The sequence below is a fragment of the Sulfuritalea sp. genome (assembly GCF_031426875.1).
Lineage (GTDB): Bacteria > Pseudomonadota > Gammaproteobacteria > Burkholderiales > Rhodocyclaceae > Sulfuritalea.
Genome location: NZ_JASJPC010000021.1, coordinates 1 through 12,442, shown reverse-complemented (window position 1 = coordinate 12,442; position 12,442 = coordinate 1). Strand labels below are relative to the sequence as shown.

The following is a 12,442-nucleotide window of genomic DNA, read 5'->3' as shown; positions in this document are numbered from 1 at the left end:
TCTCTATTTTCGATTGAAGTGCTAAAACCCGCAGCCATGCGATTCCGTGTCGATGGCCATGCTCGCCTTCACTACATGATCGGCCGCATCGCTTACCGTAAGAACGACGTCATAGCGTCCGGGTTCGTAGAATTGCTCGGGAACGAACTGCTTGTCCCATTCCTTGCCGTTGCCCAGGCTCCAGTGAAAATGCAGCGGCGGCGTCAGTCCTGTCGTTTGTGCCCGGAAGGCCACTATCCTTGGCGGCCGCGTCGTGTGTACCGCTTCGGCGACAATGCTCGCCGAGGGCTTCTGCTCCGCGGCGACAGAGAAGAACGACACCATGCTGGCGCAAATCAATATGGCGGACGACGCGATCCTGTTCATGGCTAGAACTTCACCTCGGCGCCAACAACCAGTTCCACGGCCGCCTTGGGGTTGCTGCCGTCGGGCCGGGCGTAGACTGCGCCGGGCTTGAAGTAGCCGAACGACGCAAAGCCTTCGACGCGCTTGTAAATCGGGAAGGCGATGTTCAAGTCGGCCTCCCAGCCGATGTCCCGGGTCGTGTCGGTCAAGGTGCTGGCACCCTGGCTCCAGTCGAACACCGGGCCGCGCCCCTTGAAGACTTCCCGTGTCGTCCACAGCTTGGTCAGCGATGGTGTCACTTTGAAGCCGTGACGCGGCTCCAGCGTCGTTTCGAGGCGAAGATAGGTGACATTGGACAGGTTGCTGTCCCAGAAGTAGTAGCCGGCGTGAACGTCTTCGCTGTAGATATTGCCGAACTTGTCGCGTTCCCGGCACATGAACAGCGCATTGAAGTTATGCATCGTGCCGCTGTTCGTACTACTGGTTCCGTTACCCGAGCCGCGACCGAACTGCAAGCCGGCCGAAAGGCTGCCCAGCGCTCCCAACTTGCCGAAATCGCGCATGGCCTTGAGCAGCAGCGCATTCGCGCTCAGCTTGCGACCGGCCGCGTAATCGCCGGTAAGCGAGACAGCTTCGGCGTCGAGCTTCCACGGCGCGAAATCCGCCGAGACCGAAAGGCCCGCCCACAGGGGCCGGAAGCTGCCATCCCGCGGTGCGGTGGCCGCGTTGAAGTCCTTGTCCAGATTCAGATCGGCATCGCCGGACCCACCGCTGTCGGCCACCTTGATCAGGTAGGGCTTGAAGCGCAGCGCGCGCGAGGCCCGGATGTCGAGATCGGCGTAGTACGCATCCAGCTTGTTGGAAACGCCGAAAATCTCCTGACGGTTGCCACCCAGGCGGCCGCCCGTGGCATTGAAGTTAGCGTAACTGCCCCAGCCGCCGGCGACCGCCATGTAACCGGCGGACAGCGTGGTCTGGCCCCAGGGCAGTTGCCCGAAGGGATACTGAAAACGGATACCGTCCATCGGCCCTTCGAGCACGATCCTTTGTCCGACGTCCCAGCTTTGGCGCCCGGCCCGAACCATGAAGGGACCGGTGTATTGCACGAACAACTCGCGCACCAGTTGAGATCCCGCCGTCTGCAATTGGCCCCAGCGCTCCAGCGTACCTTCGCTGTCTTCCTTCCAGTCGCTGACGAAATTGCCCTTGTCGAGCACCAGCCGTGTCAGCAAGGCTTCGTAGGTGGCGTCGATCTGCAGCGAGAAGCGATGATCGACAAAACTGTTGTTGTCGTATTTCCCCTGCTGGGCTGGATTGCTCAGGTTGAAGTTGTGGCGCGAATTGACTTGGGCCTTGTACTTGCCGGAGAAGTCAAATTGCACCTTGTCCTTTTGCGCCTCCTCACGCTTGGCGGTTTCGGCCGCGGACTTCCGTGCCTGGGTTTCCAGCACCAGCAGGCGACGGCGCGCCTCGTCGTCGCGTCCTTCGACCTTCTTGTCTACCTCGGGTTCGTCCCAATCGCCACTAGATGCGGCAGCCTTGCTCGCGACGGGTTTTGCCGCCGTGTCGCCAGCGCCAACTTTCATGGCCGGTGCTGCGATTCCCTGCTTCTGCGCCAGTTCCGCCCGCAGCCGCAATGTTTCTTCGCGAAACTGGCTAACCTGAGCTTCCAGTTCCTGCAGGCGCCGCAGCACTTCACTTTCGGTGGCCTGTTGCCTGGCAGGAGCGGGCTGCTTCCCGGTCGCGGCCGCCTGTGCCTGCCCGATCACTCCGCCACCCAGGACGACGCATCCTGCGATAAGGGCACAGGCTGAAACGCCGCTCTTCAAATTTCCTTGCCTCATGACTCGGCCCGATCCTCTGTCGCTTTCACGGCCGCTATTTCGCCGCTTGCGGCGCCCCGTAGAAGGTCTTGATCTTGCTGTCCGGACCATGACATTCGGCGCAGACCAGATTCTTCAGGGTTGGCTTGTAAAGATGCGGATCCGCCTGACGCATTGCGTTGACCGGGACGTATTGCGTCCCTTCGCCGCCGCGTACCACGAGTTTCTTCCACACCCCGGCCGGATTCGCCATGACGTTGGGGTGATAGACGTCGCCCTTGACGAACCAGCCTTCCTTCTTCTTGGCCTTGGTATCCGAAGGCGTGACCATCTCGTGGCAGGTCAGGCAATCACGATTCTTGCCTTCGTAAGCGACCTTCTTCGAATTGAGGTGCAACTGGTGCAGATTGGGAATGTTCTTGCGCGCCGTCTTTACCGCCAGGATTTCCTTGTGGCAGTCGAGGCAAAGATTGTTCTTGGCCTTGAAATCCGGCACCTTGCCGGTGGCCTGCTTGGGCACTGCTTTCGGCGGCCAGTCGATCGGTGTCGAGGGCTCCAGCTGCGAAGCAAACGTCGCCGTCGCGGCCAGTGCCAGGAGAGAGGTAGTCAGGATTCGGATGCGCATGGTGTGCTCCATTCGGAGTGAATTTCCTTGCTCAGCTCGGGCACGAATGCGCGCTCGGCCTCCAGGAATTCCAGGGTAAGGGTGGCCAGTGCCCGATAGATTTCGAGACCGGTCTCTTGGAGAATCTTCTCGCACAGTTCACGATGCCAGCACAGCAGATGCTCGGTGAGGAAGCCATTCTGGAAATCCAGGCAGCGTTGCAGGCCATCGCCGTCAGGGCCGTTCCAGAACTGCTTTTCGATGTCGCACAGGAACTGCATGAATTCCAGTTCAACGCCCATGTGGTCGGGGAGTTCCAGGCAGGCGCCAGTGAGCTGCGCCGCCGCGTTGTCGTAATAGAGCTTGACCGCGGCCGTCACATGGCCGCCAACGCGCTGGTTGTCATCCGTGTAGTAAGACTCGTGCGGAACAACGCCGGAGGGCAAGGAAAACAGCCTCGTGTACTCGGCGATGACGTCGGCAGCCGCAGGTCCGGCTGGTTCCAGCAGTCGGAAGGCCGTGGTCAATGCCTCCGCAGCTTGCTTCAACGGACCACCGCCTTCCGGCGCCAGACCGCCTTTCCGGATCATGGCCGCCAACTCCTCGGATGGCGGCGCCGAGAACAGCGCCGCCAGCAAGGCGTAGGTCTTCGCCCGACCACTGGCAACAATTTGCATTTCGCCGGAATTGATCACTCTAGTTTCCTCCACTGAAAAAAAGCCGCGCCACGGAATCGCGGCGGTCGCCGCTCACCTGGCACGCCGGGCAGAACTTCGCTGCTGTCCCGAGAATGCGTTCGCCGCAGCCTTGGCATTTGGACAACTTGTCGGTTATGAGCGTGACGCGACTGCGCTGAAACAACAGCGCCAGGTCGGCCGTTTCCCGGAGATGCAGAGCCTGGTGGTAGCAGGCCAGTTCGCATATCCGACAACCGGTGCACTGCGCGGCATCGAAATCGAGCGCGTAGTTGCCGGCTTCCTCGCGATGCGTGAGCGCGCCGGTGGGGCACAGGGTTTCGCAGACATTGCAAGCGACACAACGCTGGTCGACTTCGAGTTGCGCGAGGGGAATGCCAACCGTCGGGACGACTTTCGACGTTACCGTCAGGCCAGGCAGGGCATCCAGCACTCGCATCAAGTCCGTGCGCTTGGAATTTTCCGAGTGGCGCTGAACGATGTCACGGAAGGGTTCCGGTTCCACCTCATCGACCACCTCGGCAGCAAGCGGCGGCGCATCTCCGCTGGTTTTCCAGCGCTCGGCAATGGCCCCGAACAGCCGGCGTCGCGCATTGGGCGTCCTGGCCGGCAGGCGGATCTCTTCCGCATCACCGACCTGAACTTGCACACTCGATATCCGCGCCACTCCCAAGCCGGCCGCCTCGCAAAGTGCCTGCGAAAAAGCCAGCGTGCGCTCCCATTGCTGCGCCGTCTTCCTCAGGCCGCAGCCCGAACAATCCGGCGCGCATAACTCGACCCGCTGCGCTCCGCGCCGGATCGGTTCCAGCACCAGGGCTTCGGTCAGACGGGAAAGGCAGGGCAGCACCATTTCGGCACGGCCTTTTGCCCGGCTGCAGGCAAAACGGAATACTTCGCCCGTGCGGACCTTCTGCATGATGCGTTCCGCCACACGCTGATCGTCCTCCAGCAGCCGAATGGCGCCGTTCGGGCAAGCCGAGACGCAAGCACCGCAACCTACGCACGCGGCGTTGATTGCGGCGCTGTTGTTGCCGGCGCCATCACCAAGACGGACGGCACCGGGAGCCGGACATACCGCTGCACACGCCGCGCATTCCGACTTCGTGCTGCGGAAGCGGGAACACAGCGTGCTGTCCAGCCTCACCGGCACTTGCAGCCCGAGTTCGATCAAGGAGTTCATGCTCGCGGATACCGTTGCGCTGAGTTACTTGGACGAGTACTGCACGCTGGGCTTGGTGTCGGCGCCACCGACGCTGATACTGACGCCCTTTGCACGCCTTTCCTTCATGACCATGGTCAACTCGTTCAACTCGCCGAAGAAGCGAACCTTGGCCGGACAGGTGGTGACGCATGCGGGCTGCAAACCCTTCTCGACGCGATGAACACAGAGGGTGCATTTCTCCATGATCTTCGCCTCGGCGTTGAACTGCGGTGCGCCGTAGGGGCAGGCCCAGGCGCAGTAGCGACAGCCGATGCACTTGTCCTTGTTGATGAGGACGATGCCGTCTTCCTTGCGCTTGGTGATGGCGCCCACCGGACAGGCCGCCATGCAGGCCGGTTGTCCGCAGTGCATGCAGGGCATGGGGACGAAGGTCACGCCGACGTTGGGTGTCTTGCTCGCGTCGCGGAAATCGCCTTCCTCGATTTCGATGACGCGGTTGTAGTCCACGCCGACCGGCGTGTTGTTTTCCGCCTTGCAGGCAATGGTGCAGGCATTGCAGCCGATGCAATGTTCGATGTCGACCCACAGCGTGTATTGCTTGGGACCCTGCTTGGCGAAAGAGCGTTCGACGGCTTCGCGCGGAACGATAGGGCTGTATTCGGACATGATGTTCTCCTTAGACTTTTTCTACGCGAAGGGGCGTGCCATAGCTCTGGGTGCCGCCGCCCACGGGATCGAGCATGCCGCGGTCTTTCAGCACCGGATCGGCCATGTAGAGGGGATTGACGCTGAACCCCGCGGCGATGCGCTTGTCGTAGAACTGCGGCTTGCCGTCCGCCGCCCAGGCCTTGCCGCCGGCGCCCCAGCGTCCGTAGGAGTTGCTCACGGAGAACACACCCGGACGGATGCGGCTGGTGACGCGAACCTGCATCTTGTACCAGCCATCGCCCATCGAGGTTTCCACATACGAGATGTGCTTGCTTGAAGGCGACTTGACCTTGACCCAGTCGCCGGTCACGACCCCCATCTTCTGCGCATCGGCCGGATTGATTTCCGCAAAGTTCTGCGGCTTGATCGAGGCCAGCCAGAGGTTGTTCATGGTGCGCGTCTGGGTGTGCCAGGCATCCTTGTGGGTGTGCAACTGGAACGGATATTCCTTCCACAAGGCCGGATCGATTTCGTTCTCCTTGCAGTCGATGATCATCCGGTACTGCGGCAAACCGTCGTAGTACTTGCCGGTCATGCTGTTCTTGTTGGCCGCCACATGCGCGGCATAGACATACATGCCTCGCACTTGGCGTCCGCCCGGGAAGCGCGTGTATTCGCCTTTGGCATCGTACTGCTTGCCCGGGTTCTCGAACTTGCCACCGAGCTTGACCAGACGGCTCTCCGGATCCAGCCCCGGCTCGCCCTTGTAGTCGCCGTTCTTGTAATACTCGTTCCAGAACTGCCAGGAGGTGAAGATGTCCTTGCCCGGGCCACCGCCGTCCTTGCCGAAGCCCGGCAGGCCGCAGCGAATGGCGAGCTGAATCAGCGTATCGTCCGCTGTCTGCACGTCCGGATGGATACCGCGATAGCTCTTGGTTTTCGGATCGAGCGTGCCGACCACCGGCTGGCGCAGGCCCGCGACCTGGGTCTTCACCGGCGGATAGGTCTTGAAGCCGCCGAAGCGCTCCAGATACTCGGAATCCGGCAGCACGTAGTCGCACAGCAGCGTGGTCTCGCCCATGTAGGCGTCGATGCTGACCGTGAGCGGGATGGCCTTGACGTCGAGCATCGCCTCGATGACCGAGGAGTTGAACGGCGTGGTGTAGGCCGGATCGTTGTAGTAGTTCAGGTAGGCCTTGATTTTGTACGGATAGCCTTGTTTGACCGAGGAGAAGAACTCGCTGGTCACCGTGCGCACCGCCAGCGGATACCATGGCCGCGTCGAAGTCGCCTTCTTGCCTTGGTACTTGTCCTTGTGCCGGTCGATGGAAACGCCCACGGCCTTGCGCGACGGCCCGCCCACCGATCCGCCGTAAGCCTTGTGTCCGGGGATATAGCCGCCCTTGCGGTCGATGCTGTCCATCAGGATGTTCAGGGTGATCAGAGCCTGACCGTTCCACCAACCGTTCGACTGCTGGATCGGGCCGCGGAACATCTCGATAACCGGCCGCTTGGCGCTGGAAAACTCCTTTGCCAGGCGGGAAATCGTGCCGGCCGGAATGTCACAAATCTTCTCGCATTCCTCGATGGTCTTCTCGTGCGCACGTTCGCGCAGCATGCGGAAGACGGTCTTGAACTTCTCGCCCTTGATCTCGACTTCGGCATCCAGATCGGCTGCCCCATCGACTTCATGGAACAACGTCGGCTTGCCATTGACCAACACCACGTAGTCCGCTTGCCCCAGACCGGCATCCTTACCGGAAAGGTAAAGCTTGGGCTCCTTGGTGCGGACCAGGTAAGTCATGTCGCTCCAGTTGCGCCGACCGGTCTTCTTGGCAGCCTGCTCATTGGGCAAAGCCAGGAAGTCTGCCTTGTAGCCCTTGTTGTCGATCATCCAGCGCAGCATGCCGAGCAGGAAGAAAGCGTCGGTGGAGGGCTTCAGCGGAATCCATTCGCCCTTGCCCGACTGCAGCGCCTTTGCCGCGGCGGGAGACAGCCAAGGATCGACGATGACATGCTTGAATCCCTTTGAATCGGGACCGGTACGCTTGGCGAATTTCTGCAAATAACGCGCCCGGGTTTGTCCGGGATAGTCGGCGTGGGTGATGTTCGAGCCGACGCTGATGAGGAAAGTGGTGTATTCGTAATCGGCATAGGCGCCGATCTCGTAGGGCGGCACGTTCAAGGTGTGCTCGACGACGTTGTAGAAGGTTCCCGCACAACGATCGCAGTGGTTGAGCATGTTCGGAACCCCTGCCGCGCCACCGACGAAACGCGGTGTCAACGGCGATTGCTCATTGCGGCCGTGGGCCCAGACAAACTGGTTGCGCTTCGGGCCATAGCCTCCCGGCGGCGCTTCGTCCATATAATCCGAATCCTCGGGTCCGATCGGCTTGTCGTTGTTGAGGATGGATTTGAAGCCCTCGACCTGGCGGGTTTCCTCGCCGGGAACGTCCTTGAACAGCAGGCCTCCATCGACAATCTCGGTCAGGGCCTGCTCCCAGGAAATGGTCTTCCACTTGCCAGAACCACGCGGCCCGACGCGCTTCATCGGATGCTTGAGCCGGGCGGGACTGTAGAGCGCATAAATACCGGCCTGGCCCTTTGCGCAGAGCGTGCCGACATCCTTGCCGTTAAGCCCGCCGTCGAGATCGCTTTCCTCGACGATATCGCCCTTGGACACGTAGTCGTAGGTGTTCGGGTGGTAGGGATTGCCGTCGATCTTGACCAGCTCGCCGTTCTGTATCGTGCACTGGATGCCGCAACCGCTGTGGCACATCAGGCAGACACTGCGGATGATCTTGGCGTCCGGACCTACCGCGTCGGCCTTGGACCCGGCCTTGCCGACCTGTGCCAGCCATTGCTGGGCGCTGGCCGGCTGAATCTGTGAAAAAGCGGCGACACCTCCCGAAACCTTCAGAAAGGTACGCCGGGTGATGGGGTTCTCAAGTACTTTCATTTTTGCTTCCTCCCGAGAAAATTCAAAATCGGACTTCAATCTTTCCAGCAATCCTTGGTTCAAAATCCGTTACATCCTCGAAACATCTGTTGCCGGACGCGATCATCAGGATCATCGAATCGAAGCGGTAAATGCCTACCTGCAGTTTTCATCAAACGTGGTTCCAAGGCTGTGTTCATGTCCGAACAGCGGTTCCCAAGACGCATGGATTGGGCATTGCGGGTTTCCGAGGGAAATCTTTTCGGGCATGGCGCTTGCACTGATTGCTCATTAACGGTGAATCAAGCTTTTGTTTCTTGCTCAATGCAACGCACAAACCAGGCCACCATCCGATCACTTGTCGTAGCTCAATGATTTCATTGCTCTTATATGGCCTACTCTGTTTCCCCGAATCCACATCAAGTGCTTGGCCGGTTGAATCAAGCGCACGATGCGGCCAATTGATTACGAGACTGAAACCACTTCTGGCGATATGGTCAATTTCCGTTACGGAAGCGAAACATGACACTGATCAAACTGACAAGAATTCTTGGGGTGTTGGCGGCCTTGCTGGCATTTGCGGCAGCAGCGGCGGACGATCGTGCGCAGCCAATCCGGGTCGGCCTGACGCCGACCTTTCCGCATGACCAGTACCGCCCGCTTGAAAGCTGGCGCCTCTACATGGAGCGCAAACTCCAGCGGCCCGTGGAGTTCGTGCGGCGCGACCGCTATATCGAAACCATGGACATGCTTCGACTCAAGAAGCTGGATTTCGCCTGGATCTGCGATTACCCCTATGTCCAGTTCAGGAAGCAGGTGCGCCTGATGGCGGTCCCGGTCTACAAGGGGCGCCCCTACTACCGCTCCTACCTGATCGTTCCGGCGACCGACAAGTCCACCACGTCGATTGCACAGCTCAGGAACAAGGTGTTCGCCTATACCGACCCTTATTCGAATACCGGCTTTCTCTCGCCGCGCGCCCAGCTCCAGGAAGCCGGTGAAGACCCGGCAAGGTTCTTCCGCAACACCTTCTTTGCCTGGTCACACCGCAGGGTCATCGAGTCAGTGGCGACCGGTCTCGCGGACGGCGGCGCCGTCAGCAGCCATGTCTGGGACACGCTGTCGATCGGCAAGCCAGAATTGATGGCCGGCGTCCGCGTGGCGTCGGAGGGGTCCGAGTATGGCTTTGCGCCCTTTGTCGCGCGACACGGGGTCGGCGATCAGGTTTACCGTGACATGCAGAAGGTCCTGCTGGAAATGAAGACAGACGAAGAAGGTAAAGCCTTGCTGCGGGTTCTCAACCTGGACGGGTTCATTGCCGGCGATCCTCGCGTTTATGAGTCAACCGCGCGGCTGATACGGGCCGTTGGCGAGAAATGAAGTTTCTGTTCAACCTGAGTTTTCGCTACAAGATTCCGCTCTGGGGCAGCCTGCTCATCGTCACGGCCACCCTGGCGGTCTCGGCGGCACTTATGGCGCAGGCCTATGACGACCTGCGCATCGATCTCGAAAGCAGTTCCGCCAGCCTCGGCCGAACGCTGTCAAAAACACTCTTCTCCGCCATGATCCAGCAGGAAGTCTGGCAGGCATTCGCTATCATTCGGGCACCGCTGCACGAAAAGCCGGGCGACAACCCCTTCCAGCCCGAGATGATCCTGGCCCTAGATCAGCAGCAACGTGTTTTCGTCTCCAGCCACCCCAAGGCCGTGCCGATGCTGACCGACCTGCATCAGTTAGGCGACGAGTTCGCCAGTCTCGCGCAACGCATCGCGGCCAGCCCCGATCCGGACGCCCCCATCGTCACGTATTCTGGCGCGCAGCGAATCTACGTCGGCGTTCCGGTCGCCGAAGAAGGCGCACGCCTGGGTACGCTGGTCGTCATCAATTCAAAGGACGTCTTTCTGCCGCGATTTCGAGCGATTGCCTGGCGCAGCGCTCTTATCGGCCTGTTGGTGCTGGCCGTCCTGTTGCCGATCAACTGGTATTGGGGGCAACGTACGGTCGTCCCCCTGGTGCATCTGGCGCGTGGCATCGGTGCCGTGGCACACCGCGTACCGCCCGAACTGCCGCTCGAAACCTATGCCTATCGGGACGAACTCGGCCAGTTGTTCGAAGCCTATGGACTGATGGTCAAGGCGTTGCAGGAAAGGGTTCTGCTCGAACAGGAGGTGATCCGCTCGGAGCGACTGGCTATGGCCGGCAAGCTTTCGGCAGGAGTCGCGCACGAGATCAACAATCCGCTGGGCGGCATGCTGGTCGCCCTGGCGAATTTCAAGCGCCGCTACGGCGACGACGAGCGCGCCCAGAAGACCGTGGCCATTCTCGAACGGGGTTTGACCCAGATTCGCGAGACGGTGAGCGCCATGCTGGTGGATGCCAAGGTCAAGGGAAGAAACCTCGCGCCGCACGATCTGGAGGACGTCCGCCTGCTGCTTACGGGTGAAGCGCTGCACGAGACCGTCGCGATCGATATCGAATGCAGCTTGACTGAACCGGTGGCGCTGCCGGCTACCCAGGTGCGCCAGATCCTGATGAATCTTCTGCTCAACGCAATCCACGCCTCGCCCTCGTCCACCAAGGTGAGTTGTCGCGTGTACTGCGCCGACGGGCAACTGCGAATCGAGACGAGCAATGCCGGCAAGGCGATCAACGCCGACCTCATGGATCACCTGTTCGAACCCTTTGCCAGCGACAAGGATGAAGGGCACGGCCTGGGGCTGTGGGTCACCTATCAAATCGTCACCCAACTGGGCGGCCAGATTGCGGCCGCTAGCCAGGATGGTCTGACGCAATTCCGCGTCACGCTACCCATCGGAGAAAGTCATGCGTAACGAATCACCGTGCATCTGTCTGATCGAGGACGATCAACTGATGGGAGAAGCGCTCTGCGAACGCTTCGAAATGGAAAGCATCACTCACACCTGGCACAAGCGTGGCCGCGACGCGCTCGCCGACCTGCGCCGTCAGCGCTACGACGTCGTGGTGAGCGACATGCGCCTGCCGGACATCAGCGGCGAAGATGTCTTCGTGCAGTTGCGGCAAGGCAAGGCGGAAGTGCCGCCGTTCCTGTTCATGACGGCCTTTGGCGCCATCGACCAGGCCGTCCGTCTGCTCAAGCTGGGCGCCGCCGACTACATTGCCAAGCCGCTGGAGATTGACGACCTGATCCGTAAAATCCGCGAACTTTCCGAACCAACACCCACCACTGACGCGGGCACCGCGATCCTTGGCGTCGCGCCATCGATGCGGCGCATCGAGCACATGCTGCAGCGCCTGGCGACATCGGACGGATCAGTGCTCATTACGGGCGAGTCGGGCGTCGGCAAGGAACATGTGGCGCGCCGGCTGCATGAGTTGGCTCAAAGTGCCGGGCCGAAACCCTTCGTCGCCGTCAACTGCGCCGCCATTCCCGAAACCATGCTGGAAGCCGAAATGTTCGGCTTCGAAAAAGGCGCCTTCACCGGTGCAGCGAAGGAAAGGCGAGGCTATTTCGAGCAGGCCGACGGCGGCATCCTGTTCCTCGACGAAGTCGGCGATATGCCGCTTGCAACGCAAGCCAAGCTGTTGCGCGCGATTCAGGAGCGCACGGTAACGCGCCTTGGCAGCGAAACGCCGATCCGCGTTTCGGTGCAACTGGTCTGCGCCACGCACGAGGATCTGCTCCAACTTGCCGAGGCGGGGCGTTTCCGCGAGGATCTCTACTACCGGATCAATGTCGTCAGCCTGCGCGTTCCCCCGCTAAGGGAACGGCGCGAAGACATTCTTTGGCTGGCGAAGCGTTTCGCCGCGCAGCAATCGGCCAAGAAAGCCGGCGGCGCATCGTTTACCTTCACCCCCGCGGCCGAGCGCGCCCTGCTGTCCTACCCGTGGCCGGGCAACATCCGTCAACTGAAGCATTGCATCGAGCGCGCCTGCATTCTGGCCGATCGATCGCAGCTTACGCCCGACGCGCTGCTCGGCCATCTCCCGGCTTGTGCTCCAAGCACATCTGGCAGCGGCAATACGCTGATCGCGTATCTGGACGCCTGCGAGAAAAGCTACATCGAGGATGTGCTCGCCGTGCATGCCTGGCGGGTGGGTGTCGCTGCCGATGCTCTTGGGATCAGCCGCAAAACGCTCTGGGAAAAAATGCGCAAGCACAGCATTGCGGATCGAACCAAGGGCAGTTCATCCTAGTACGCAGACATGTTGAAACCGATGGATGTAGGAGCGAGCTTGCTCGCGACA

General features: G+C 60.8%; 10 protein-coding genes and 1 pseudogene. 3 read left to right on the top strand and 8 right to left on the bottom strand.

Features of this window, described 5'->3' with window-relative positions:
- Window positions 1-21 precede the first annotated feature (21 nt).
- The 8 genes and pseudogenes from RMO95_RS09570 to RMO95_RS09540 form a co-directional block, all read right to left on the bottom strand.
- Window positions 22-366: a PKD domain-containing protein gene (locus RMO95_RS09570; protein WP_310450394.1), complete on the bottom strand. Its 345-nt coding sequence runs from the start codon at window positions 364-366 to the stop codon at window positions 22-24.
- Between the two features lie 2 nt (window positions 367-368).
- On the bottom strand, window positions 369-2,189 hold the full coding sequence (locus RMO95_RS09565; protein ID WP_310450393.1) for a hypothetical protein: 1,821 nt from the start codon (window positions 2,187-2,189) through the stop codon (window positions 369-371).
- Between the two features lie 34 nt (window positions 2,190-2,223).
- Complete coding sequence (locus RMO95_RS09560) at window positions 2,224-2,793, bottom strand: hypothetical protein (RefSeq protein ID WP_310450392.1); 570 nt, start codon at window positions 2,791-2,793, stop codon at window positions 2,224-2,226.
- Window positions 2,775-3,467, bottom strand: coding sequence for a molecular chaperone (locus tag RMO95_RS09555; protein ID WP_310450391.1), 693 nt, complete (start codon window positions 3,465-3,467; stop codon window positions 2,775-2,777). Before RMO95_RS09555 ends, RMO95_RS09560 begins: the two co-directional genes overlap by 19 nt.
- Before the next feature lies 1 nt (window position 3,468).
- Complete coding sequence (locus tag RMO95_RS09550; RefSeq protein WP_310450390.1) at window positions 3,469-4,383, bottom strand: 4Fe-4S dicluster domain-containing protein; 915 nt, start codon at window positions 4,381-4,383, stop codon at window positions 3,469-3,471.
- A 36-nt stretch (window positions 4,384-4,419) separates the two neighbouring features.
- Window positions 4,420-4,647: pseudogene (locus RMO95_RS23115) on the bottom strand (4Fe-4S dicluster domain-containing protein); the annotation flags it as partial.
- A gap of 24 nt (window positions 4,648-4,671) precedes the next feature.
- Window positions 4,672-5,295, bottom strand: a complete 624-nt coding sequence (locus tag RMO95_RS09545; protein WP_310450389.1) for a 4Fe-4S dicluster domain-containing protein — start codon at window positions 5,293-5,295, stop codon at window positions 4,672-4,674.
- Between the two features lie 10 nt (window positions 5,296-5,305).
- Complete coding sequence (locus RMO95_RS09540) at window positions 5,306-8,236, bottom strand: molybdopterin-dependent oxidoreductase (RefSeq protein WP_310450388.1); 2,931 nt, start codon at window positions 8,234-8,236, stop codon at window positions 5,306-5,308.
- A gap of 501 nt (window positions 8,237-8,737) precedes the next feature.
- Between RMO95_RS09540 and RMO95_RS09535 the strand changes: the two genes are divergently transcribed.
- Genes RMO95_RS09535 through RMO95_RS09525 form a run of 3 tightly spaced genes read left to right on the top strand, consistent with a single transcriptional unit; the run spans window position 8,738 to window position 12,391 of the window.
- Window positions 8,738-9,595, top strand: a complete 858-nt coding sequence (locus tag RMO95_RS09535) for a PhnD/SsuA/transferrin family substrate-binding protein (RefSeq protein WP_310450387.1) — start codon at window positions 8,738-8,740, stop codon at window positions 9,593-9,595.
- Complete coding sequence (locus RMO95_RS09530; protein ID WP_310450386.1) at window positions 9,592-11,046, top strand: sensor histidine kinase; 1,455 nt, start codon at window positions 9,592-9,594, stop codon at window positions 11,044-11,046. Before RMO95_RS09535 ends, RMO95_RS09530 begins: the two co-directional genes overlap by 4 nt.
- Window positions 11,039-12,391, top strand: a complete 1,353-nt coding sequence (locus RMO95_RS09525; protein ID WP_310450385.1) for a sigma-54 dependent transcriptional regulator — start codon at window positions 11,039-11,041, stop codon at window positions 12,389-12,391. The genes RMO95_RS09530 and RMO95_RS09525 overlap by 8 nt, the downstream gene beginning before the upstream one ends.
- Window positions 12,392-12,442: the final 51 nt, after the last annotated feature.